Annotated in this window: 26 protein-coding genes; 18 read left to right on the top strand and 8 right to left on the bottom strand. The window is 62.0% G+C overall.

Features of this window, described 5'->3' with window-relative positions; translation table 11 throughout:
- Positions 1-38 precede the first annotated feature (38 nt).
- The 3 genes from ASD99_RS31440 to ASD99_RS31450 all read left to right on the top strand — a co-directional run bounded on the left by ASD99_RS31440 (position 39) and on the right by ASD99_RS31450 (position 2,761).
- A complete protein-coding gene (locus tag ASD99_RS31440) occupies positions 39-1,667 on the top strand; it encodes a DNA alkylation response protein (RefSeq protein ID WP_056587828.1) in 1,629 nt (542 codons plus the stop codon).
- Between the two features lie 183 nt (positions 1,668-1,850).
- Positions 1,851-2,420 carry a hypothetical protein gene (locus tag ASD99_RS31445; RefSeq protein WP_056587498.1) on the top strand — a complete coding sequence of 190 codons (570 nt, stop codon included), beginning with the start codon at positions 1,851-1,853 and terminating at the stop codon, positions 2,418-2,420.
- Positions 2,420-2,761: a DUF6105 family protein gene (locus tag ASD99_RS31450; RefSeq protein ID WP_056587501.1), complete on the top strand. Its 342-nt coding sequence runs from the start codon at positions 2,420-2,422 to the stop codon at positions 2,759-2,761. The genes ASD99_RS31445 and ASD99_RS31450 overlap by 1 nt, the downstream gene beginning before the upstream one ends.
- Here the strand turns inward: ASD99_RS31450 and ruvX are convergent.
- On the bottom strand, positions 2,679-3,185 hold the full coding sequence (gene ruvX / locus ASD99_RS31455) for a Holliday junction resolvase RuvX (protein WP_056587831.1): 507 nt from the start codon (positions 3,183-3,185) through the stop codon (positions 2,679-2,681). The two genes, ASD99_RS31450 and ruvX, sit on opposite strands and share 83 nt — an antisense overlap.
- 123 nt (positions 3,186-3,308) lie before the next feature.
- On the opposite strand from ruvX, the gene ASD99_RS31460 reads away from it, so the two are divergent.
- The 6 genes from ASD99_RS31460 (at position 3,309) to ASD99_RS31485 (ending at position 7,721) form a co-directional block, all read left to right on the top strand.
- Positions 3,309-4,016, top strand: coding sequence for a metal-dependent hydrolase (locus ASD99_RS31460; protein WP_056587504.1), 708 nt, complete (start codon positions 3,309-3,311; stop codon positions 4,014-4,016).
- A 54-nt stretch (positions 4,017-4,070) separates the two neighbouring features.
- The gene (locus ASD99_RS31465; protein WP_056587507.1) at positions 4,071-4,457 is read left to right on the top strand and encodes a hypothetical protein; all 387 of its coding nucleotides are present in this window, start codon (positions 4,071-4,073) and stop codon (positions 4,455-4,457) included.
- A gap of 127 nt (positions 4,458-4,584) precedes the next feature.
- A complete protein-coding gene (gene gatC / locus ASD99_RS31470; protein ID WP_056587510.1) occupies positions 4,585-4,872 on the top strand; it encodes an Asp-tRNA(Asn)/Glu-tRNA(Gln) amidotransferase subunit GatC in 288 nt (95 codons plus the stop codon).
- Between the two features lie 7 nt (positions 4,873-4,879).
- Complete coding sequence (locus tag ASD99_RS31475; RefSeq protein WP_056587513.1) at positions 4,880-5,335, top strand: GNAT family N-acetyltransferase; 456 nt, start codon at positions 4,880-4,882, stop codon at positions 5,333-5,335.
- Entirely contained in the window at positions 5,335-6,900 is a 1,566-nt protein-coding gene (locus ASD99_RS31480; RefSeq protein WP_056587517.1) for an amidase, read from the top strand. The genes ASD99_RS31475 and ASD99_RS31480 overlap by 1 nt, the downstream gene beginning before the upstream one ends.
- A 29-nt stretch (positions 6,901-6,929) precedes the next feature.
- Entirely contained in the window at positions 6,930-7,721 is a 792-nt protein-coding gene (locus tag ASD99_RS31485; RefSeq protein ID WP_056587521.1) for a YdcF family protein, read from the top strand.
- On the opposite strand, the gene ASD99_RS31490 is transcribed toward ASD99_RS31485, so the two are convergent.
- Entirely contained in the window at positions 7,700-8,413 is a 714-nt protein-coding gene (locus tag ASD99_RS31490; RefSeq protein WP_056587524.1) for a DUF599 domain-containing protein, read from the bottom strand. The two genes, ASD99_RS31485 and ASD99_RS31490, sit on opposite strands and share 22 nt — an antisense overlap.
- Before the next feature lie 179 nt (positions 8,414-8,592).
- Between ASD99_RS31490 and ASD99_RS31495 the strand changes: the two genes are divergently transcribed.
- The 4 genes from ASD99_RS31495 (at position 8,593) to ASD99_RS31510 (ending at position 12,184) form a co-directional block, all read left to right on the top strand.
- The gene (locus tag ASD99_RS31495; RefSeq protein WP_056587527.1) at positions 8,593-9,996 is read left to right on the top strand and encodes an L-serine ammonia-lyase; all 1,404 of its coding nucleotides are present in this window, start codon (positions 8,593-8,595) and stop codon (positions 9,994-9,996) included.
- A gap of 232 nt (positions 9,997-10,228) precedes the next feature.
- Positions 10,229-10,666: a DUF1489 family protein gene (locus tag ASD99_RS31500; RefSeq protein WP_056587530.1), complete on the top strand. Its 438-nt coding sequence runs from the start codon at positions 10,229-10,231 to the stop codon at positions 10,664-10,666.
- An 83-nt stretch (positions 10,667-10,749) separates the two neighbouring features.
- Positions 10,750-11,481 carry a hypothetical protein gene (locus ASD99_RS31505; protein ID WP_056587533.1) on the top strand — a complete coding sequence of 244 codons (732 nt, stop codon included), beginning with the start codon at positions 10,750-10,752 and terminating at the stop codon, positions 11,479-11,481.
- A gap of 4 nt (positions 11,482-11,485) precedes the next feature.
- Complete coding sequence (locus tag ASD99_RS31510) at positions 11,486-12,184, top strand: DnaJ domain-containing protein (RefSeq protein WP_057146003.1); 699 nt, start codon at positions 11,486-11,488, stop codon at positions 12,182-12,184.
- Between the two features lie 46 nt (positions 12,185-12,230).
- Here the strand turns inward: ASD99_RS31510 and ASD99_RS31515 are convergent, their stop codons facing one another.
- Positions 12,231-13,652, bottom strand: a complete 1,422-nt coding sequence (locus ASD99_RS31515) for a D-alanyl-D-alanine carboxypeptidase (RefSeq protein WP_056587547.1) — start codon at positions 13,650-13,652, stop codon at positions 12,231-12,233.
- Between the two features lie 283 nt (positions 13,653-13,935).
- Here ASD99_RS31515 and ASD99_RS31520 point away from each other — a divergent pair, with 283 nt between their 5' ends.
- The 4 genes from ASD99_RS31520 (at position 13,936) to ASD99_RS31535 (ending at position 18,058) form a co-directional block, all read left to right on the top strand.
- Positions 13,936-14,265: a phasin family protein gene (locus ASD99_RS31520; protein WP_056587548.1), complete on the top strand. Its 330-nt coding sequence runs from the start codon at positions 13,936-13,938 to the stop codon at positions 14,263-14,265.
- A 297-nt stretch (positions 14,266-14,562) separates the two neighbouring features.
- Positions 14,563-14,892, top strand: a complete 330-nt coding sequence (gene clpS, locus ASD99_RS31525) for an ATP-dependent Clp protease adapter ClpS (protein ID WP_056587551.1) — start codon at positions 14,563-14,565, stop codon at positions 14,890-14,892.
- Positions 14,893-14,898: 6 nt separating this feature from the next.
- Positions 14,899-17,367 carry an ATP-dependent Clp protease ATP-binding subunit ClpA gene (gene clpA, locus ASD99_RS31530; protein WP_057146004.1) on the top strand — a complete coding sequence of 823 codons (2,469 nt, stop codon included), beginning with the start codon at positions 14,899-14,901 and terminating at the stop codon, positions 17,365-17,367.
- 64 nt (positions 17,368-17,431) lie between these two features.
- Entirely contained in the window at positions 17,432-18,058 is a 627-nt protein-coding gene (locus ASD99_RS31535) for a chloramphenicol phosphotransferase CPT family protein (protein WP_056587556.1), read from the top strand.
- Between the two features lie 31 nt (positions 18,059-18,089).
- Here the strand turns inward: ASD99_RS31535 and ASD99_RS31540 are convergent, their stop codons facing one another.
- The 5 genes from ASD99_RS31540 to ASD99_RS31560 all read right to left on the bottom strand — a co-directional run bounded on the left by ASD99_RS31540 (position 18,090) and on the right by ASD99_RS31560 (position 22,457).
- On the bottom strand, positions 18,090-19,244 hold the full coding sequence (locus ASD99_RS31540) for a phosphatase PAP2 family protein (RefSeq protein ID WP_244482859.1): 1,155 nt from the start codon (positions 19,242-19,244) through the stop codon (positions 18,090-18,092).
- A 203-nt stretch (positions 19,245-19,447) separates the two neighbouring features.
- Complete coding sequence (locus tag ASD99_RS31545) at positions 19,448-19,879, bottom strand: HIT family protein (protein ID WP_057146005.1); 432 nt, start codon at positions 19,877-19,879, stop codon at positions 19,448-19,450.
- 99 nt (positions 19,880-19,978) lie between these two features.
- Positions 19,979-21,193: a GNAT family N-acetyltransferase gene (locus ASD99_RS31550; protein WP_057146006.1), complete on the bottom strand. Its 1,215-nt coding sequence runs from the start codon at positions 21,191-21,193 to the stop codon at positions 19,979-19,981.
- Positions 21,194-21,249: 56 nt separating this feature from the next.
- Positions 21,250-21,978 carry a glycerophosphodiester phosphodiesterase gene (locus ASD99_RS31555; RefSeq protein ID WP_056587564.1) on the bottom strand — a complete coding sequence of 243 codons (729 nt, stop codon included), beginning with the start codon at positions 21,976-21,978 and terminating at the stop codon, positions 21,250-21,252.
- Between the two features lie 14 nt (positions 21,979-21,992).
- Positions 21,993-22,457, bottom strand: coding sequence for a RidA family protein (locus ASD99_RS31560; RefSeq protein WP_056587567.1), 465 nt, complete (start codon positions 22,455-22,457; stop codon positions 21,993-21,995).
- A 138-nt stretch (positions 22,458-22,595) separates the two neighbouring features.
- On the opposite strand from ASD99_RS31560, the gene ASD99_RS31565 reads away from it, so the two are divergent.
- Positions 22,596-23,423 (top strand): cell envelope integrity EipB family protein, encoded by an 828-nt coding sequence (locus tag ASD99_RS31565; protein ID WP_056587570.1) that lies wholly within the window; start codon positions 22,596-22,598, stop codon positions 23,421-23,423.
- Positions 23,424-23,452: the final 29 nt, after the last annotated feature.

Below are 23,452 nucleotides of genomic sequence, written 5' to 3' on the forward strand. Positions count from 1 at the left end.
CTCGGATTCGTGGCTTCCTGACGATAGAAGGATTGGGCGTGACCGACGACGTGACCAACCAGCCGCCGCCGCTGACGGGCGGCAACGCCTGGCGGGGCGATCCGTTGCTGATCCAGCTCGCGGAGCGTTTTTCCGATCCGGTGCGCAAGGATCTGGACGGGCTCGGCCGTTTCGTGCTGACGCAGGAGGCACAGGAACTGGCGCGCCTCGCCAATGTCGAGACACCGAAGCTCAGGACGCATGATCGCCAGGGCCGGCGCATCGACGTGGTCGAGTTCCATCCCGCCTATCACGCCTTGATGCGCCGCTCGGTGGCCAACGGGCTGCATTCCTCGGTGTGGGAAAACGGCGATGCTGAGATCGGACGCCGCCATCAGGTTCGCGCTGCCCGGTTCTATCTGACGGCGGAGCTGGAGACCGGGCATCTGTGCCCCATCACCATGACCAACGCGTCGCTGGCTGCCTTGATGGCCAGCCCAAAACTGTTTCGCGAATGGGCGCCGCGTGTAACCACGCGCAAATACGACCAGAGCCAGAAGCCGCCGGTCGAGAAGATCGGGCTGACGCTCGGCATGGGCATGACCGAGAAGCAGGGCGGCACGGATGTGCGCGCCAATGTGACAAGGGCGGAACGCGCCGGCAGCGGGTTTTACCGCCTGACCGGACACAAATGGTTCATGTCGGCGCCGATGTCGGATGCGTTCCTGGTTCTGGCGCAGGCGCCGGAGGGACTGTCGTGCTTCCTGGTGCCGCGCGTGCTCGGCGACGGCTCGGGCAATGGCTTCCGCTTCCAGAGGCTGAAGGACAAGCTCGGCAACCGCTCCAACGCGTCCTCCGAAGTGGAGTTCGTCAACGCCATCGGCGAGATGGTGGGCGAGCCGGGCGCTGGCGTGAAGACGATCATGGACATGGTTACCCTGACCCGGCTCGATTGTGCCATCGCCTCGTCGGCGATCATGCGCGCGGGCCTCGCCGAGGCCGTTCATCACGCGCGCCACCGACAGGTGTTCGGCTCAACCTTGATCGAGCAACCGTTGATGCAGCGCGTGCTGGCCGATATGGCGCTCGACGTCGCCGCCGCTACCGCACTGTCGTTCCGGCTGGCGCGGTCCTTCGACGAGGCGGCCAGCGATCGCGGCGAAGCGGCGTTTGCCCGCGCCATGACGCCGGTCGTCAAATACTGGGTCTGCAAGATCGCGCCGCCGCTGCTGTATGAGGCGATGGAGTGCCTCGGCGGCAACGGCTATGTCGAGGAGGCGCCACTCGCTCGCTATTATCGAGAAGCCCCGGTCAACGCGATTTGGGAAGGCTCGGGCAATGTCATGGCGCTCGACGTGCTGCGCGTGCTTGGCCGCGCGCCCGGCCTGTTCGAGGATGTGCTGGCCGGCATCGACCGCGATCTCGGCGCCGGCGGACGCGGCACGATCGGCGTGCTGAAGGCGGCGATGCAGGTCGCTTCAACCGACGAAGGTTCGGCCCGGCTGCTGACCGAACAGCTGGCATTGTCGGCGGCGGCGGCGGAATTGCGCCGGCTGGGGGCAGGGCGGATCGCCGACGCTTTTGTCGAGACGCGCCTGGCGGGCCAATGGCGCAATACCTATGGCATGCTCGATTCGCGCCACGATGCGCGCATGATCATCGACACGCTCTATCCGCCGGTGAATTGAACCGCGAGCATCGCAAAAACCGGCGTTTTGAGACGCGGTCCGGAATCTTCATGCGCATGGCTAATCGCCGTTAACCTTAACAAATGGTTTCCGTTGCGGTCGCGAGCGGCAAAGCCCACTGTCCTGGCGAAGCAGGGAATGGTTCAAATTGACCGTCCCTTGCTTGGCGAAGCAGGAACACCGATGCGACAGCTACTGACCTCTTTTCTGGCCTTGCATTGGGCGATCGTTTTCGCCCTGCTTGCGCTCATCTGCATCGATGGAAATCGCGGCGTGGCGGCGGCGCTCGGCGTATTGGGTACCACAATCGAGGGCACCCGCTTCGTCGACCTCGACAACGTCGTTGTCGTGGCGCCGCTTGCCACCGCATTGCTCGTCGTCTCTGTGCTGTTCTTCTGGGCCTTTGTCGAAGCCCTGATCAACGACGCAGCCAGCCAGGGCGCTGACGGCGTTGCCCGCATCGCCTTCATCTCCGCGTCCGGCGTGTTGTCGCTGATCGTCATCGGTGGCGCCGCACAGGGCATCAACGGGCTGTTCATGGCTGTCGCCGTGCAGTTGGCGGCACTTCTGGCGTCCTATGTCGCCATGCTTGCCGAGCGGCGGTCCGTGGTTGCGGCAGTTGCTTCGGGCGAGGGCGAAGTCCGCGCCGTCGCGCACGGCATGGCAAAGGCCGCGGCCCACAATTCGCTGCTTTCACTCATATCGGGCCGAACGGTCTCCAAGACAGGCTCCAATCCCAGGGGAGGCCGCTGATGCGTTACATCTTCGCATTCTGGGCGGCCCCGATGGCGATTTTCTGGGGCTGGTTCTATCTGTCGGCCAATGACATCAATTTCGGCTACACGATGCTCAGCCGACAGATGCACGACTTCTTCTTCCAGTTGTATGGTCAGATGCTCGGCATCGACCCGGCGATCATCCCCGGCATGGTGGCGAAGACGTGCATCTTTGACGGGTTTCTGCTGATGGCGCTTTGGGCATTCCGCCGTCGCCGCGAAATCGCCGGCTGGGTCAAACAGCGCTGGGCGGGTCCGGTTGCGTTCGAGCGGATGCGTGGAGCGACTGAAGCCGGTCCAAAACTCCCTGCAGAATAAACGCGGCTGCCGCCGAATCGATTTTGCCGGCGCGCTTGCGGCGCGAGAAATCCATCTCGATCAGCGTCCTTTCGGCTGCGACCGTCGATAGCCTTTCATCCCAAAGCACGAAGGGCAGGTCGCTCATCTGTGCCATGTTGCGGACGAAGGCGCGCGATTTCTGCGCACGCGGCCCTTCCGAACCGTCCATATTGATCGGCAGCCCAATCACCACCGCGCCGGCATTCTCCTTCTGCAGCAAGGCGAGCAGCACCGCCGCATCGAGCGAGAATTTCCTTCGCATGATGACCGGGCGCGGATGGGCGAAGGAAAACCTCTGGTCCGAGACCGCGACGCCGATCGTCTTGTCGCCAAGGTCAAGCCCGGCCAGGGTCTTGCCGCCGGTTAGCCGCGCCGGCAATTCCTCGATCGCGATAATGCCCACCGGCCGTCCTTCGCCCTTCACCACCACGTGTTTTGTCAAACACGCAATGGACACTGTAACCCTTTGATCTCCGGGCTATCGACGTTCTATCCTTTGGCAAGACAAAAATCGAGGAATGCATTCATGAAACTGACCTGGTACGGCCACTCGGCCTTTCGGATCGAAACGGCTGATGCCAAGATACTCATCGATCCCTATCTGATCGGCAATCCGTCCTGGACGGGCGGCTGGGAGGGACCGGCTGAGGGGATCACGCATGTGCTGCTGACGCATGGCCACAGCGATCACATTAGCGGCGCCGTGGAAGTGCTCGGCAAGAGTGGCGCCCAGCTGGTCGCCAATTTCGAGATCTGCATGTATCTGATCGGCAAGGGTGTCAGCGACAAGAAGATCAATCCAGGCAACATCGGCGGCACCGTCGATTGCGGCAGCTTCACCACCACTTTCGTCCAGGCGCTGCACTCGTCCTCGTTCCCTGGCGAGGGGGGCCAGAACACCTATCTCGGCAATCCGGGCGGCCTCGTCCTGCATTTCCCGGAAGACAAAACCCTCTACCACATGGGCGACACCGACATCTTTTCCGACATGGCGCTGATCAACGAGTTGCATGAACCGAAGATCGGCATCGTACCGATCGGCGATCGCTTCACCATGGGCGGTGCGGTGGCGGCACTTGCCTGCCGCCGCTTCTTCAAGTTCGACACCGTGGTTCCCTGTCACTTCGGTACATTTCCGATGATCGATCCGACCGCCGACAAGTTCGAAGCCGGCCTGGAAGGATCCGGCGTGACGGTGGCATTGCCGAAAATCGGTGAGACGATTACAATTTAGAGGCAGCTAAAGCGGAATAAATCCATGGTGTTGGGGCGATCTCTTTGCGTGTCCATGTTTGTCGCGGTGTCACCCGCGCTCGCCGCGGATGATTTCATCGAGGGCGTCTACCTTCAGTCCGAGGAACTTTGCAAACAGGCCAAAAAGGACGCGCTGCAAACGCTGATCGATGCCGGCAACATCGTGCTTTCGGCGCACGGCCTGCAGAGCGTTGAATACAATTGCGAGTTTCTGCAGATCAGCAAGGCGACGGCTTCGCCGAGTTGGGCGGTGACGGCCATCTGCCAGGAACCGGGCTATGTCTTTCCCGATGTCCTCTCGGTGACGCAAATGAACTCGAAGCAAGTCGACCTCGTATCGGTCCGGCCGGTCGACGACGAAAGCGAAGCAAGCGGCAACAGTGGCAGCTACTATCTGTGCGAGGGCGTTGCCCTGCCATAGACACACCTTGTCCGTGGACCGATGGCCGAAGAGCCGGGCCGCCACGGCCTGGTCTCTCGCATGATGCATGTTGCGCACCGCGCGCGCCGCCGCTATAGCCCGAACTGGTTTTCCCCGAGGCAGAAATATGTCCGTAGATCTTCAAACAGTGAAGCGCGTCGCGCGTCTCGCCCGCATCGCGGTGAGCGAAGAAGATGCCGAACGCATGACCGGCGAGCTGAACGCCATTCTTGGCTTCGTCGAACAGCTGAACGAGGTCGATGTTTCCGGCGTCGAGCCGATGACGTCGGTGACGCCGATGGAGATGAAGAAGCGTAGGGATGTCGTCACCGACGGCGGCAAGGCGGCCGACATCGTCGCCAACGCACCGGCGACCGAAGAGAATTTCTTCCTCGTGCCGAAGGTCGTGGAGTAGCCGGCCGATGGCAATCGAGATCGCCATAGAAACGCCACTGCAGGACGATGTGCGCGGGCTGGTCAAGGAACTCAACGAGACCTTGCTCGAACTGACGCCGCCGGAGCATTGCTACCATTTGACGGTCGAGCAGATGGCCAGTGAGGATACGACCGTTTTCATCGCCCGCGATAATGGCCTGGCGATCGGCTGCGGCGCCCTGAAACGCCATGATGGCGCCGTCGGCGAGGTCAAGCGCATGTACACGCGGCCGTCGCATCGCGGGCAGAAGATCGGCGCGAAAATCGTCGAGCGGGTCGAGGCGCTGGCGCGCAATGAGGGGCTGAAGCGCCTGGTGCTGGAGACGGGCGACCGTCATCCCGCTGCGTGGACCGTCTATCAACGCGCCGGGTTCTCGCGCTGCGGCCCGGTGCTGGATTATCCCGATTCAGAGTGGTCGGTGTTTTACGAAAAGAGCCTTTGATGAGCGATCTGACCCAGCTGACAATTTCACGGGCCCGCGCAAAGCTGCGCGGAAAGGAAATCACCGCGACCGAGATCACCGAGGCCTATCTCTTGGCCATCGATCGCGCCAATCCCGCGCTCAATGCCTATGTCGCGGTGACCGGCGACAAGGCGCGCGACATGGCCAAGGCGTCCGACGCAAGGCTGGTCAAGGGCGAGGGCGGTGCGCTGGAAGGCATCCCGCTCGGCATCAAGGACCTGTTCGGCACCGAAGGCGTCCATACCCAGGCCTGCAGCCATGTGCTCGATGGTTTCAAGCCGCGCTACGAATCGACCGTTACATCAAATCTGTGGGCCGACGGCGCCGTCATGCTCGGCAAACTCAACATGGACGAGTTCGCCATGGGCTCGTCCAACGAGACGTCCTACTATGGCCCGGTCATCAATCCGTGGCGGCGTTCGCGCCTCGACACGGTGGTGATGCCAACGACGCATCAGGGCGACGGCGGCTTCGTCTCTGCCGGCGGCACCAGGACCGAGCGCAGCCTGGACAATGCGCAGCTGGTGCCGGGCGGTTCTTCCGGCGGTTCGGCAACCGCAGTCTCGGCCTTCCTGTGTGCTGGCGCGACCGCGACGGATACTGGCGGCTCGATCCGCCAGCCGGCCGCCTTCACCGGTACGGTCGGCATCAAGCCGACCTATGGCCGCTGCTCGCGCTGGGGCATCGTCGCCTTCGCCTCGTCGCTCGACCAGGCCGGACCGATCGCGCGCGACGTGCGCGATGCCGCGATCCTGTTGAAATCGATGGCGTCCGTCGATCCCAAGGACACGACGTCGGTCGACCGGCCGGTGCCGGACTATGAGGCGGTGATCGGCAAGCCTATCAAGGGCATGAAGGTCGGCATTCCCAGGGAATACCGCGTCGACGGCATGCCCGAAGAGATCGAGGCGCTGTGGCAGAAGGGCATTGCCTGGCTGAAGGACGCCGGCGCCGAGATCGTCGACATTTCCCTGCCGCATACCAAATACGCGCTGCCCGCTTATTACATCGTGGCGCCCGCAGAGGCTTCGTCCAACCTCGCCCGCTATGATGGCGTCCGCTACGGATTGCGCGTGCCGGGCAAGGATATCGTCGACATGTATGAGAAGACCCGCGCCGCCGGTTTCGGCCGCGAGGTCAAGCGCCGCATCATGATCGGCACCTATGTGCTGTCGGCCGGCTATTATGACGCCTACTATCTGCAGGCGCAGAAAGTGCGCAATCTGATCAAGCGGGATTTCGAGACTGTCTTCGCCGCCGGCGTCGATGTCATCCTGACCCCGGCAACGCCGTCCGCCGCCTTCGGCATCGCCGACGAGGACATGGCCGCCGATCCGGTCAAGATGTACCTCAACGATATCTTCACGGTCACCGTGAACATGGCCGGCCTGCCGGGCATCGCTGTGCCCGCTGGGCTCGACTCAAAGGGCCTGCCGCTCGGGCTGCAGCTGATCGGCCGGCCGTTCGATGAGGAAACCCTGTTCCAGACCGCTGCCGTCATCGAGCAGGCCGCCGGCACATTTCAGCCGGAAAAATGGTGGTAAGGATGCCGCTCGTCCGAGGGGGGTGAGCGATGTTCTTCTATCTTTCCAAGATCTTCTGGTTCTTCATCCAGCCGCTCAACCTGGCGATCTTCCTGCTGCTGGCGGGACTGCTCTCGGCCCTGATCGGCCGCCGGCGGCTGGCGGTCACCGGCAGCGCGCTGGCATTTCTGATCCTTGCGCTGTCAGCCTGGACGTCGCTTGGCGCGACGATGCTCAATCCACTCGAAGAGCGTTTTCCCAAGCCGCCGTTGCCGCAGAAGGTCGACGGCATCGTCGTGCTCGGCGGCGGCTTCGAGGGCGCCATCAATCTGGTGCGCGGCGGCTATGAGCTGAACAGCGGCGGCGATCGGATGGTCGAGACGGCGATTCTGGCCCGGCGCTTTTCCACCGCCAAGGTCGTCGTCTCCGGCGGCACCGGCGAGTTGTTTCTCGAAGGCGAGGGTGACGCCGCCACCGCGCCTCGTCTGCTCACCGCGCTTGGCATAACGACCGATCGTCTGATCCTCGAGAACAAATCCCGCAACACCTATGAGAATGCCGTCTTCACCAAGGAACTGGTAACGCCCAAGCCCGGCGAGACCTGGCTGCTGGTGACCTCGGCCTTCCATATGCCGCGCGCCAAGGCACTGTTCGACAAGGCCGGCTTCGCGACTGTTCCCTGGCCCGTCGACTATCGCACCTCGGGACGGGAAGGCATCGGCCTGTTCCGCGACAATCCAGCCGATTCGCTGCAGGCCACCACCACGGCCATCCGCGAATGGATCGGTTTGATCGCCTACTGGCTGTCAGGGCGGATCGATCAGCCTTTTCCTGGAGGCTGACCGATCACCGCCTGTCTGGCGGCCGAGAAGAATTGGCGCCGCACCAGCACCGCCAGCAGCAACAGCGTCGACAACACGAACACCATGGGGTCGACGAACCAGCCGAGATAACCGATCGAGAAGAACACGCCGCGCAGGCCGGAGTTGAAGTGCTTTCCGGCCAGCATGTTCATCTGTGCCGCGCGCCACACCGCCGTTTCGGTGACCGGATTGCGCGACGCTTCGCCATGCGGGATCGGCACGGCGCCGATCAGGATCGTGCAATAGTTGAACAGCCGGTAAGCCCAGCCGAATTTGAAGAACGAAAACGCCAGGATCAGCACCAGCCCGAACACCTTTATCTGGAAGGCCGCGCGCGACGGCGCGCCGCCCAGGGGCAGGTCGCTCAGCACTTCAAGAACCCGGTCGGACGCGCCGAGCAGGGCAAAGCAGCCGCCGATCGCGATCAGGGAGCTGGAGGCGAAGAAGGCGGTGCCTTGCTGCAGGCCGCTCATGATGGCGGTGTCGACGATGCGGATCTCGCGCTCGGCCATGGTCCGCATCCAGGCTTGCCGCTGTGCATTCATCGCCGTCGTCAGCGACACGCGGCTGATCAGCTTGCCGTCGGAGGCGAACGTGTGCAGCAGCCACGCGACGAGGAAGAAAGCCAGCGCCGCGAGATCGGCTGTCGAAAGATCGAGGGAATCGCCCATGGCCCGAATTTATCACATTCAGCGCGATCGCTTCGATATCCGCATACAGCGGTCGGCACCAATGTCGCTGCCGGAGCAAACAAGGTCGGCGGGTGCAGCGCCGCGATTTCCAAAAGAGCGGAAACATCCTGGGAATTCCTATATGTAGTCCTCGACCTGACTCCAGGAGACAACGCCGCGTGTTCCTTTCGGTTTTCGACCTGTTCAAGATCGGCATCGGACCCTCGAGCTCTCATACGATGGGGCCGATGACCGCCGCTGCGCGGTTTCTCGACGAGGTCGCGGGAAATGATTGGCCGCGGCCGGCCGGCGTCAAGGTCGATCGGCTCGGCGCCAGCCTGCACGGTTCGCTCGCCTACACCGGCATCGGCCACGGCAGCGATCGTGCGGTCGTGCTCGGCCTTGCAGGTCTGACGCCGCAGACGGTCGATCCCGACCAGGCCGATGGCATTGCCGGCCGCATCACCGCCGAAAAGCGCATTTCGCCGCCCGGCCATCCCTCCTATCGCTTCGATCCGGCCACCGATCTGGTGCTGGACCGCAAGACGCCGCTCACCGGTCACGCGAACGGCATGGCGTTCTATGCCTATGACGCTGGCGGCCGCCTGCTGCTCAAGCGCATCTATTATTCGATCGGCGGTGGCTTCGTGGTTTCGGAAGAAGAGCTGCAGCGGATGAAGGCCAAAGGATCGGTGACATCAGAAGGCAAGAAAGTTCCTTATCCCTTCAGGAACGCGGTCGAGATGCTGGCCATGGCCGGCAAAAGCGGCCTTTCCATCGCCGACATGAAACGCGTCAACGAGGAGACGCAGATGTCGCGCGAGGAGCTTGACGCCGGCCTCGACGGCATCTGGAGCGCCATGAAGGGCTGCATCGACCGTGGCCTGTCGCAGGACGGCATCATGCCGGGCGGGCTGAAGGTGCGCCGGCGGGCGCGCATGCTGCATGACAAGCTGCAGGAGCAATGGCAGCGGAACAAGCCCAATCCCTTGCTCGCCAACGACTGGCTGTCGATCTACGCCATGGCGGTGAACGAGGAGAATGCGGCCGGCGGGCGCGTCGTCACCGCGCCGACCAATGGCGCTGCCGGCACGCTGCCGGCGGTGCTGCGCTACTGGCTGCACTTCCATCCCGAGGCCGACCAGCCGAGCATCCGCGATTTCCTGCTGACGGCCGCCGCCGTCGGCGGCATCATCAAGAGCAATGCCTCGATCTCGGGCGCCGAGGTCGGCTGCCAGGGTGAGGTAGGGTCGGCGTCGGCGATGGCCGCGGCTGGCCTGTGCGCCGTCATGGGCGGTACGCCCGAGCAGGTCGAGAATGCCGCCGAGATCGCGCTCGAACATCATCTCGGCATGACCTGTGATCCGGTTGGCGGGCTGGTGCAAGTGCCGTGCATCGAGCGCAATGCGCTGGGAGCGGTCAAGGCAGTGACGGCCGCGTCGCTGGCCATCAAGGGCGACGGCATCCATTTCGTGCCGCTCGACGCGGCGATCGAGACCATGCGCCAGACCGGCCTCGACATGAACGAGAAGTACAAGGAAACCAGCCTTGGCGGGCTAGCCGTCAATGTCGTGGAGTGCTGAGAGCCCGCTTGGAAATCCACTCCGGCGGCCATCTGGCGGCGTTTTCTGCGCTTCCGGTGCTCACGGACCTGAATGTCCGCTGCGCTCCGGTTCTCGAAACCACCACCATATGACTCGCCGGAGCGAATTTCGAAACGGGCTCTTTGGTGCAGGCTTGATATTCGGATACTGGCACTGTGGAGAAGTCGATCAGGCCGTTGACGCGTCCGCGTGCCGGACTAAACCTTAAGCGATGTCTCTCAATCTCATAAAACTCTGTGTCGGCTGCGACAGCGTCGAAGATCTCGAAGAGTGGATTGCCTTCCGCCTCGACGAGCGGCGGCGCGCCGGTGAGCCGGTCGAGCAGTATCACACCACCCGCATGATGCCGACGCGCGGCGCCGAGGTTACCGATGGCGGTTCGCTTTACTGGGTAATCAAGGGTAACGTGCAGTGCCGCCAGCTGATCACCGAGATCCGGCCGTTCACCGATGGTGAAGGCATCGGCCGCTGCCACCTGATTCTCGACCCCGAGGTTGTTCGAACCGACTGGCAGCCGCGCCGGGCCTTTCAGGGCTGGCGCTATCTGAAGCCGGCGGACGCGCCGCTCGATCTTGGCAAGGGCAAGGCCGGGCTGATCGAGATGCCGCCGAAACTCAGGCGCGAGCTTGCCGATCTCGGCCTGCTCTGACCCCAGGTGGCATCACCGTCTGGCCCTTTGTGCCGCCCGATGTGGGGCTTGCAAGCGATGTGACAACGCCACATCTTGTTTTTATGAGCGACAAGAAGCAGCCCGTGCCCGCGAGGGCCAATCCTGCGCCGATCAAGCCTCAATCCAACGCCGGCGAGATCGACGCCTTCATTCGTCAGGCGAAGACACTTGCCGCGTCGGCGACCGGTTCGGGCAGGCTGATCCTTGCGCTCGACGCGACGATGAGCCGCCAGCCGACCTGGGATCTGGCCTGCACGCTGCAAGGCCAGATGTTCGACGCCGTCGGCAAGGCTGGAACCCTCAGCGTGCAACTGGTTTATTTTCGCGGTCTCGGCGAGTGCCGTTCGTCCGCTTTCGTGAGCGACACCAATGCCTTGAAGCAGCTGATGACGCGGATCGAATGCCGTAGCGGCCACACCCAGATCGGCAAGGTGCTGGCGCATGCGCTGAAACAGACGGCGGCCGCCAAGGTCAATGCGCTGGTCTATATCGGCGATGCGGTGGAAGAGGATATCGACGATCTGGCCGAAAAGGCCGGCAGCCTCGGCCTGCATGGCGTTCCTGTCTTCGTCTTTCAGGAGGGCCATGATTCCAGCGCAGAAAAGGCGTTCAAGGAGGTTGCGCGGCTGTCCAAAGGGGCTTGGTTCCGATTCGATCGGCAGGCTGCCGCGACCCTGGCAGGACTGCTTTCAGCCGTCGCCGTGTTTGCGACCGGCGGGTTGAAGGCACTCGAAGCCAGGGCCAGGCCGGAAGACCGGCTAATGATCGAGCATCTGCGGGGCAGCGGAAAATAAAATAATGGGCGCAATCATCGGTCTTGTAGCGTTGCTTCTGCTGCTTCTCGGCGCGGCGACGATCTTTCTGCGCGCCGAGCCAGCGAAATTGGCGAGCACGATGCGAACGCTTGGGCCGGCGCTTCTGGCACTTGTCGGCGTCGCCGTGCTTGTGGTTGGCCGTGAAGGCATCGGCGGCATGATCCTCACCGCGGCACTTGCCTGGTATGGTTCCATGCGCATGAAACGCCAGCCAACCTGGGTGGCACCGGGAAAGCGTTCGACGGTGCGCACCGCGGCATTGGAAATGGAGCTTGATCACGATACCGGCGGCCTCGAAGGACTGGTCCTGGCGGGCCGCCACGAAGGCAAGATGCTTGGCGCGATGGGGCTGGCGGAATTGCAGCATCTCTACCGGGAACTTTCCGGAGATCCGGAGAGCCGGCAGTTGCTAGAGACGTATCTTGACGGCAGATTTCCCGTCTGGCGCAAAAACACTGAGACGAACGGTGGCGAAGGGCTGGGTGTTGCGCCAGGTCCGGGCGCCATGACTAAGGAGGAGGCCTACAAGGTCCTTGGTCTTGAAGCGGGGGCCGCCGCGGCGGATGTCCGCAAGGCGCACCGCCGCCTGATGCAGCGCCTGCACCCCGATATCGGCGGCACGTCTTTCCTGGCGGCGCGGATTAACGAAGCCAAGGACGTCTTGCTCTCCAATCACAACTAGTCTCCTTCGATGCAGAACTTTTCCGGGAGATGACTTCCACGCCGTCCTATTGCTGGACGGCGTAGCACTCGATGTTCTTCTTCTTCAAAGCGGTGCAGGCCTTCCAGGCCGCGGTCTTCGAACCAAAGCCGCCGAAGCGGGCGCGGTAGTAGGTGACGCCATCCTTGTCGAAGGCGACGGTGAAGCCGGACGCATTGGCCAGCACCTTGGGTGCGTGCTTGGTGGTCTTGTCGAGGAAGGCCTGGGCTTCGGACTGCTTTGGCGACGAGGCAACCTGGATAGCCCAGCCCGACGGCACCGACGCCGTGTTGACCGGGTCGACGGCCGCCGGCGTTGGCTCGGCATAGGCAGCGACGACCTGGGCAGTGGCAATTTGAGGGGCCGACACGATGACGGTCTTGACCTTCCTGGTCTTGACGACGGGCGCTGTCTCCTCGACCGCGGCCGTTGTCTGCTCGTCGGTAGCGTCCGTAGCTGTTGGATCGTCGTTGGACGCCATGGCATCGTCTTCGACCATCGGCTTGTCGTCCGGCGTCGGCGCGTCGTGCTTGGGCAGCAACACCTTGGCAAGCGCGGTGATCGGATTGTTGCCGCTGGCCTTGGCCACCAGGTCGCCGCCGCCGCGGGTCGATGCCCTCGGCAAATAAGTGTTGATCAAGTTGGCCATCTGGTTGTCGCGGCTGCCGCCCGAGGTGCCACCCATGACCACGCCGACGATGCGGCGATTGCCGTCGGAAACCGACGAGACGAGGTTGAAGCCGGAGGCGCGGGTGTAGCCGGTCTTGATGCCGTCGACGCCCTTGATGCGTCCGAGCAGACGGTTGTGGCCGTTAATGCGCTGGCGCCCGTAAAGAAAGGAGCGCTGCGAGAAATAGCCGTAATACTGTGGGAAGTGCTCCCTCAGCGCGATGCCGAGCGTCGCCATGTCGCGCGCGGTGGTGAACTGGCCGGGGTCGGGCAGGCCATTGGCGTTGCGAAACACGGTGCCGTTCATGCCCAGCGCACGCGCCTTGGCGGTCATCATGCGGGCAAAGGTTGTTTCATTGCCGCCGAGCAATTCGCCGAGCGCGGTTGCCGAGTCGTTTGCCGATTTGGTAACCATCGACAGGATCGCGGTCTCGACCGTAACCGAACCGCCTGCCTTCACGCCGAGCTTTGTCGGCGGCTCGGCCGCGGCATGGGCCGAAAACACAACCTGCGAGTTCCTGCTGATCTTGCCCTTCGCCAGCGCCTCGAAGGTCAGATAGAGCGTCATCATCTTGGTCAGCGAGGCCGGGTAGCGCCTGCCGTTGGCATCCGCGGAGTAGAGCACCTTGCCAGTCTTGGCATCCACGACAATGGCTGCCTGCTTGGCAGCCAGTGACGAGGCAACGTCGCCACAAACGAAAGCCATCGCCATGGCGATGATCATCATCGTCTTGAGAGGGGAGGTGGATTTGGAAACGATGCCCAACAACGCCTTACGCACTGATACTTCCCTTGGATTCTTCGTTGCGCTGGAGGCGGCAAAGGGTCCTGCCTCGCTTCCGGCCAAGCTACTGGGGCAGCGTTACCAATCCGTTTATGGTAACCGCCGCGTTCACCATTTTCTTCGGGCTTGAAGCTCTCTTTATTCGATTTTTAGCCATTGGGTGCGCAGGCGGGTCCGCACGCCAGTGAAATATTGACTTTTGTGCGTCGCACAATTATTATCTTGCATTGCACAAGGGCGCCCCGAAGAAGGACGCCTCAACCGTCAAGGGAATCGTGAAATGACCCAGACCTATGAGGACTTCAGCAAATACGGCAAAGAGTTCGCCGACACCGGATTGAAGAGCTTTGCGTCGCTCTCCAAGGGCGCGCAGGCTATCGCGACCGAGGCTGGCGAATACACCAAGAAGAGTTTTGAAGCCGGCAGCGCCACTGTGGAGAAGCTGTTTTCGGCCAAGTCGCTGGAAAAGGCGATCGAGATCCAGTCGGATTATGCCAAGCAGTCCTACGAGGCGTTCGTCGCCGAGGCCACCAAGATTGGCGACCTCTATGCCGAACTCGCCAAGGAAGCGTACAAGCCGTTCGAATCGATCGTTGCCAAGGCGAAGTAATTCCGCCCGGGCGGAGTCATTTCGCCTGACGCGACCCAAATCCGGCCCTTTGGGACCGGGACAAAGCCCGGCTGCGGAAACGCGGCCGGGTTTTTTCATGCCGATTGCCGTTCCAGGGCCTCGCGCGCCTTCACGATTGCGAAAATCGTCCAAGTTTGGCCACCTAGCCATATTGTCAGCTAAACAGAAGGGCTTAAAATCGTCCATCGAACACCTACATGTCGAACTCGCATGGGGATTCGAAAGAGGCAGGAATACGTGACGATCGGTTTGACTGCCACGAGACACGTGGTGCGGATGCAAAACGGCGACGGCAACGGCAATGAAGCCGGCCGTGGGACGGCCGTCATCACGCGGACCAAAACCAAAACCAAGAAGCCCAGTCTTTATCGGGTCCTCATCCTCAACGACGACTACACGCCCATGGAGTTCGTGGTTCACGTGCTGGAGCGTTTTTTCCAGAAGGACCGCGAAGCCGCCACACGCATCATGCTTCATGTTCACAATCATGGAGTGGGCGAGTGCGGGGTCTATACATTCGAGGTGGCCGAGACCAAAGTGTCCCAGGTCATGGATTTCGCCCGACAGAATCAGCATCCGCTGCAATGCGTGATGGAGAAGAAGTGAGGTAACATGCCGGCTTTCTCCCAAGGCCTGGAAAAGGCGCTTCACCAGGCGCTGACGCTCGCCAATGAGCGGCACCATGAATACGCAACCCTTGAACATCTGCTGCTCGCGCTCATCGACGACACCGAGGCGGCCGCCGTCATGCGCGCCTGCAATGTCGATCTCGATGAGCTGAAGCACACGGTGCTCACCTATATCGACACCGAGCTCGACAACCTCGTCACCGGTTACGACGAGGACTCCAAGCCGACGGCCGGGTTCCAGCGTGTCATCCAGCGCGCGGTGATCCATGTGCAGTCGTCTGGCCGCGAGGAAGTGTCGGGCGCCAACGTGCTCGTCGCCATCTTCGCCGAGCGCGAGAGCCATGCGGCCTATTTCCTGCAGGAACAGCAGATGACCCGCTACGATGCGGTCAACTACATCTCGCACGGCATTGCCAAGCGTCCGGGCGCGTCGGAGACACGCTCGCCGCGCGGCGCCGATGACGAGCAGGGCGGCCAGAACGGCGCCGAGCCACAAGAGGAAGGCGGCAAGAAGAAGCAGCAGCAGGATGCGCTGACCGCTTATTGCGTCAACCTCAACAACAAGGCCAAGGCCGGCAAGATCGATCCGCTGATCGGCCGCGAATCCGAGATCAACCGCACCATCCAGGTGCTGTGCCGCCGCTCCAAGAACAACCCGCTCTATGTCGGCGATCCCGGCGTCGGCAAGACGGCGATCGCCGAGGGTCTGGCCAAGCGCATCGTCGAGGGCGACGTTCCCGAAGTGCTGTACAATGCCACCATCTTCGCGCTCGACATGGGCACGCTGCTTGCCGGCACGCGCTATCGCGGCGATTTCGAGGAGCGGCTGAAGCAGGTCGTCAAGGAGCTTGAGGACTATCCAGGTGCCGTGCTGTTCATCGACGAGATCCACACGGTGATCGGGGCAGGGGCCACATCGGGCGGCGCCATGGACGCGTCCAACCTGTTGAAGCCGGCCTTGTCGTCGGGTGCGATCCGCTGCATCGGCTCGACCACCTACAAGGAATTCCGCCAGTTCTTCGAGAAGGACCGTGCCTTGGTGCGGCGCTTCCAGAAGATCGACGTCAATGAGCCGACCATCGAGGACGCCATCGAGATCATGAAGGGCCTGAAGCCTTATTATGAGGAGTTCCACAAGGTGAAGTTCACCAATGAGGCGATCAAGGCCTCGGTGGAGCTGTCGGCACGCTACATCAACGACCGCAAGCTGCCGGACAAGGCGATCGACGTGATCGACGAGACCGGCGCCTCGCAGATGCTGGTGCCGGAAGCCAAGCGCAAGAAGACGATCGGCATCAAGGAGATCGAGGCGACGATCGCAACCATGGCCCGCATCCCGCCGAAGACGGTTTCGGCCGACGACGAGAAGGTGCTGCAAGGCCTCGATATCGAGTTGAAGCGCGTCGTCTATGGTCAGGACACCGCCATCAGCGCGCTGACCTCGGCGATCAAGCTGGCACGTGCCGGACTGCGCGAACCGGAGAAGCCGATCGGCTCCTACCTGTTCTCCGGGCCGACCGGTGTCGGCAAGACCGAAGTGGCCAAGCAGTTGGCCGCCTCACTCGGCGTCGAACTGATCCGCTTCGACATGTCGGAGTATATGGAACGCCACACCGTGTCGCGGCTGATCGGTGCTCCTCCCGGCTATGTCGGCTTCGATCAGGGCGGTCTTTTGACCGACGGCGTCGACCAGCATCCGCATTGCGTGCTGTTGCTGGACGAAGTCGAGAAGGCCCATCCGGACCTGTTCAACATCCTGTTGCAGGTGATGGACCACGGCAAGCTGACGGACCACAACGGCAAGCAGATCGACTTCCGCAACGTGATCCTGATCATGACCACCAATGCGGGTGCGTCGGATGCGCAGCGCGCGGCGATCGGCTTCGGCTCGACCAAGCGCGAAGGCGACGATGTCGAGGCGATCAACCGGCTGTTCACGCCGGAGTTCCGCAACCGTCTCGATGCGATCATCCCGTTCGGCTCGCTGCCGGTGCCAGTCATCCATCAGGTGGTGCAGAAGTTCGTCATGCAACTCGAAGCCCAGCTTTCCGAGCGTGGCGTCACCTTCGACCTGTCGGCGGATGCGATCGCCTGGCTCGCCGACAAGGGCTATGACGAGCGCATGGGAGCGCGGCCGCTCGGCCGGGTCATCCAGGAGCACATCAAGAAGCCGTTGGCCGACGAGGTGCTGTTCGGCAAGCTCAAGAAGGGCGGTACGGTGCGTGTCACCGTCGAGAAGAAGGAAACCGGCGAGACTGGCCTGAAGCTCGAATCGCTCGCCGACGAGGCGCCGGTCAAGCCGAAGAAGGAAGAGCCGGAAGAAGCCCCGAAGCCCAGAAAGGCCGTGGCGAAGAAGCCCGTGGCCAAGAAGCTGGTGGCGCAGAAGCCCGAGGCCAAGGGCAAGGACGGCGGCAAGCGCAGCCTCGTGCCGCAACTGCCACGAAAGAACTGAGCCTTACGAAAGTCGAAAAAGCCCCGGAAACGGGGCTTTTTTTCATTGGAACATGAGGTGACGCATGGCCGGCCAGATCATCATCCTGAACGGCGCGCCGCGATCGGGAAAATCAAGCGTCGCCAAGGCTATTCAGGAGGGCTTCGATGGCGTCTGGATCAATCTCGGTGTCGACGTTTACGAGCAGGCCACGCCGGCGCGCTATCGGTCTGGAATAGGATTGCGGCCCGGCGGCGAGCGTCCGGACCTCGAGGGCCTCGTGCCGCAACTCTACGCCGCGCTCTACGAATCGATAGCCGCCCACAGCCGGCTGGAACTGAATGTCGTGGCGGATGTCGGCCACCACGATGCCTATTCGAGACCCCTCAACTGCCTCGTCGATTGCGCCCGCCGGCTCGCTGGCCTGCCGGTGCTGCTTGTCGGCGTTCGCTGCCCGATCGAAATCATCATGGAGAGGCGTGCGGCCAGCCCGGCGGACAAGGGATATGTGACCGGCTCGCCTGATGATCCCACGCCATTGCCCGTGCGTCTGTGGCAGGAAGAGGTGCACCGGCCAGGCGTTTACGATCTCGAAGTCGACACCTCGCTTCTGGGTCCTGAGCAATGCGCGGATACGATCCGCCAGCAGCTGGAGCAGGGCATCGCCCGGCTGAGCGCAATCGAGCAACTGGCTCAAACCTCCGCCGACTAGAACCGTTTTCCAGTTGTCGGCGATTGCGGCGTCAGCTTTGCAGGGCCGCCGGTGTCTTTTCGGCGTTCTGCAACAGCACGTCGGGCTTTTCCATCCCGCCCGTGTGGGCGTCGAAACGGATCAGGAAATACCCACACGCCTTCCAGATCGCGATTGCTATGAGCGCGCCCGCATAGCCGTCCAGGGCATAATGCCAGCCAAGCACGACCGAGCTAACCATGATGACACCGGCAAATGCCCACATAAGAAGACCAGCCAACTGGGAACGGCGCGTTGCGTAGAGAGAGAAAAGCACCGCCATCGCCACATGCATGGACGGGAAGGCGGATATCCCGATGCTGCCGTCGGTCACGCCGGTATAGCCGTTCCACAGCATGTCCTGCGTGCTGAGCGCCCAGATCGGATAGATGCGATCGGCGGCGGCGAGGGCTTGCATGAGGGGATGAAAGTCGCTGCCGAGCCCAAGCCGCTCGTAAAAGCATGGTCCTGCCGACGACACCCCCATCGCCAGCAAAAAGCCGCCTAGCGTCCATACCAGCATGAAGCTCAGCAGGAACTGGTGACGAAGCTTCGTATCGTTGCGCGTGATGCACGCGGTGAAAACCGTGGTGATGAGCACGATGAACCAGAAATTGTAGGCGATGTTGAGCATTCTCACTGCAAGTGGCGACTGGACGATGAACCATAGCCATTCGTCCGGGGCTCGACCGAAGTGCAGTATTCGATCGGCGTGGGCCAGTGCCTTGTCCCATGCAAATGGGGAAAGGATCGCGATGGCTCCCTTCAACACGCCGAAGGCGGATATGAAGGCAAGACTCGCGGCCAGGCCGTTCAGGCTGTTGGCAGTGCGTTCGGCGTCGCCAAAGAAGCTGCCCAGCGATCGGAGGAAGGTTCCGAGGGGCTCGGTATCCCGCTTGACCAGCGCAAGATGGAAAAACATCCCAAGTGCAAAGACGGAGCCGCAAATCCAGAAGGCGATGAAAAGATACTGAGCGTATTCCTCTAGTGCCCCGAAATCGGGCATGTTTCCCGTATGCCACCCGACCGCGCTTGCCAGAATCAGCGCAGCGGCAGCCATGGCCTGAAGCAGCCGGTGTCGCCAAAAGGCATCCGCCAGGGTGCCAAGAAAAGCACGCCCGACAATTGCCCTCGTCAAGGGGGTCGACGCCGCAACCGAATTTTCCATGGTTTGAAACCCCAGCTCGTCACGCTTTAGCGTTTTACCGTGAGATGGTTCGATATTTCCTAATCAGACGATTAGAGTTGCAAACTGTTGAATCCGCGCTGCATGCGACCGGCTGGGCACTAGAAAAATCGTCTTCTGGAGCCGAACGGCGCTTGTCGGTTCGATACCCTCGACCGTCCAGCACGTCGGCGGACTCTCGCTCTTCAATTTCCGAGCGCAGTGCGGATCTTTTCGGCGTTGCCGGCCAGAATCTCCGGCTTCTCCATCCCGCCTGTGTGCGGCTTCAGGGGAATGTCGTCGAACCGCGGGATGACATGCACATGCAGATGATAGACGGTCTGCCCCGATGCCGGTTCATTGAACTGCATGACGGTGACGCCGTCGGCGCCGAAGGCCTCTCTCACCGCCAGCGCCACTTTCTGAACGACGGTGAAAAGCGGCCCGAATGTTGACGGGTCGGCGTCGAGCAGGTTGCGCGACGGCGCCTTCGGAACCACGAGCGTATGGCCCGGGCCCTGCGGCATCACATCCATGAAGGCTATGACCGCTTCGTCCTCGTAGACGCGGTGCGAAGGAATTTCGCCGCGCAGGATCTTTGCGAAAATGTTGTCGGTGTCATAGGCGGCCTCAGCCATGGCGAACGCTCCGGATTGTGCCTTTCGTGTAGCGAAGCCGTGGAAAGTCGGCAAGACGATCGGGCGAAGTCGACCCTGCTCATCAGGGCAGCCCTGTTGCTATTCCTCCAGATCCTTGCGGAACGGGGTGTGCTCTTCCAGATATTCGCTCATCCGCTCCACCTCGTGACGCTCGCGCCTGAGATAGTCGGCGACGGCGTTGCGCAGGCCGGGATGCGCGATGTAGTGCGCGGAATGCATGGTCACCGGCCGGTAGCCACGCGCCAACTTGTGCTCGCCCTGCGCGCCCGCCTCGACCACCTTCAGCTTGCGTTCGATGGCGAAGTCGATCGCCTGATGGTAGCAAACCTCGAAATGCAGGAAGGGATGATCCTCAATGCAGCCCCAGTTGCGGCCATAGAGTGCGTCGGAGCCGATGAAATTGATGGCGCCGGCGATGTAGCGCCCGTTGCGCCTGGCCATCACCAGCAGGATGTCATCGGCCATGCGCTCGCCGATCAGCGAGAAGAACTGGCGGTTGAGATAGGGCCGGCCCCATTTGCGGCTGCCGGTGTCCATGTAGAAGGCAAAGAAATCGTCCCAGGCCTTTTCGGTGAGGTCCTTGCCGGTCAGCCAGTCGATCGTGATGCCGTCGGCAAGCGCCTCGCGCCTTTCCTTCTTCATCGCCTTGCGCTTGCGCGAGGCAAGGGTAGCGAGGAAGTCGTCATAGGTTGAAAAGCTTTCGTTGAAGAAATGGAATTGCTGGTCAGTGCGGTGCAGGAAACCTGCTGCTTCAAGCACCTCCACGTCGCTCTCCTGCGCGAAGGTGACATGCGCGGAAGAGACGCCGAGTTTTTGCGTGACCGCTTTCAGGCCTGCCGCCAAACCGGCCTTGACGGTGACGATATCCTCGCCCTTGGTGACCAGCAGGCGAGGGCCGGTGACCGGGGAGAACGGCACAGCACTTTGCAGCTTTGGATAGTAGCGGCCACCGGCACGCTCGTACGCATCCGACCAGCCATGGTCGAACACATATTCGCCCTGACTGTGCGATTTGAGATAACAGGGCACCGCACCCAGCAATCTGCCTTGCCCATCCTCCAGCCTGAGGTGGTGGCCCTGCCAACCGGTGCGCCGCACGGCGCATCCGGAATCCTCAAGTGCGCTCATAAAAGCGAAGGAAACCAAAGGATTGTAATTGGTTTCTGCATCGCCGCGCGCAGTTCCGGCAAAGCTGTTCCATTCCTCTGGGGTGAAAGCGCCGATGCCAGCGGCGACGCGGATCGAATAGTCCGCATTCGCTGTCTGGCCATCACCCTCGTCGCCTTGATCCATGAGGCTTATTTAAGCTCCGTCCGGCTTGGTACAAGTCACGTTTCAGACACTCGACTTCAGGCGACTTTGACCAGATCGGGTTCAAAACCCTCGAACGTCATCTGATCGGCATATTTGAAGGTCAGGTCGACCGCGGGCTGGTCATGCACGGTCCAGGTGATAACCGGCATTTTCAGCTTTTCCCGCACGAAGCTGACGAAACGGTTCGGCAGGTCGCCGGCGGCGTAGGAGGTGAAGGCGATCTCGTGCGCAAGCATGGCGAAATGCGCCTCGATCAGCTTGACGTCCTTGCCGTAGGCGGTCAGTCCACCTGGAATGCCTGGCGCGTCTTTCGGAAAATCGCGGACCAGCCAGTGGTCGAACGACATGATCGCCGCCTTGCCCTTGTAGCGCTTGAGCATCTTGCCGACGCTCGCTACCAGGCCTTCGTCATAGCCGGGCACGCCCTTCAGTTCGACGACCAGTGGTACGCGGCCGTCGATCAGGGCGAGCGCTTCCTCCAGAGTCGGCACATAGTCCGCCGAGCCACCGATCCTGAGCGTCGCCAGTTCCGCCGCGGTGCGCTGCCAGACGAAGCCGTCCTGGCCGGTCAGGCGCTTGAGATCGCCGTCATGGATGATGACCGGAACGCGGTCGGACGACAGATGCACGTCGCATTCGATGGCATAGCCGCGCTCGGCTGCCGCCGCAAAGGCGGAAAGCGTGTTTTCCCAGCGCGTCTTGTTCATGTCGTGGAAGCCGCGATGGGCGACGGGCCGGGCCGTCAGCCAGGATAGGTCGGTCATATCTGTCCCCTGGCTCATTCGATTTCGAAGACGGCTTCGATTTCCACTGCGGCATTAAGCGGCAGGCAGGCCGTGCCGACGGCGGAGCGAGCATGCTTGCCGCGCTCGCCAAGGGCCGCGACCAGGAAATCGGAAGCGCCATTGGCAACCAGATGCTGTTCGACAAATTCGGGTGTGGAGGCGACGAAAACGGTGATTTTCACCAGACGGCGGATCTTCTCGAGGTCGCCGAGCGCTGCCTTGGCCTGCGCCAGGATGTTGATCGCGCAGTATTTTGCCGCGTCCCTACCGCCTGCCGTGTCTACATCGCGGCCAAGCAGTCCGCTGGCCTGCAGCTTGCCTTCCTTGAGCGGCAATTGCCCGGCGGTGAACAGCAGGTTGCCGGTCCTGCAATAGGGCACGTAGTTGGCGGCGGGCGCGGCGGCGACAGGAAGCGCCACGCCCAGATCGCTTAGCCGCTTTTCGATTGTTTCACTCATGGTATTTCCCTATTGCTTGGTGACGCCGCGCGGGCCGGGCCGAAATTGCTATTTTTGCCTCGCTTCCGCCACGACTTTTTTTAAGCTGGACCATCTTTCCCTGCGGCCTGCCACCAGCCGCGACGATCGGAGTACCTCATGCGCGCAACGCGCCTCGCATTCCATGCCGTCCTGTTGTCGGGGGTCTTCTCGATAGGCCCTGCCTTGGCCGTGCCGGCGCTGCAAGCCCATCGCGCCGTCTACGACCTTACCCTCAAGAAGGCGTCCGATCAGTCCGGCATCACAGGCATATCCGGCCGCATGGTCTATGAGTTCAACGGCTCTGCCTGCGAAGGCTATACGGTCAAATTCCGCTTCGTCACCCAGATCGTCACTGCCGACAACACGAAACTGACCGACCAGCAGACGACCACTTTCGAGGACGCCGAAGGCAAGACCTTTTCATTCGTGACGAAATCCTTCGTCGACCAGAACCTCGACAAGGAGGTCAAGGGTGTCGCCACAAAAGGGACCAAGGGCCTGAAGGTCGATATCGACAAGCCTGAAAAGAGCAGCGTCGAGCTGGCGACCACCCAATTCCCGACCCAGCATCTGGTCGAACTGATCGGCAAGGCCGAAAAGGGCGAGAATTTCTACGAAACCAACCTGTTCGACGGTTCCGAAGACGCCAACAAGGTGATGACCACCACTGTCGTCGTCGGCAAGAAAACCGATTCCGATAAGGCCGACCCTGAGGCTCCGGCACTGGCGAACCTCGCCACCGACAAATACTGGCCGGTCGACATCGCCTATTTCGGCGACACCGACAAGACAGGCGAAGAGGTGCCGGAATACCGCATCAGCTTCAAGCTGCATGAGAATGGCATCACCCGAGACCTCGTCATGGACTATGGCGACTTCTCGATGACCGGCAAGCTGGTCAACCTGACGCTATTCGACCAGACGAAAGCCTGCCCGACCAAATAGGGTTTATCCGGCCGGTTCATTAACCACGA

The sequence above is a fragment of the Mesorhizobium sp. Root695 genome, from assembly GCF_001428185.1.
Classification (GTDB): domain Bacteria; phylum Pseudomonadota; class Alphaproteobacteria; order Rhizobiales; family Rhizobiaceae; genus Mesorhizobium.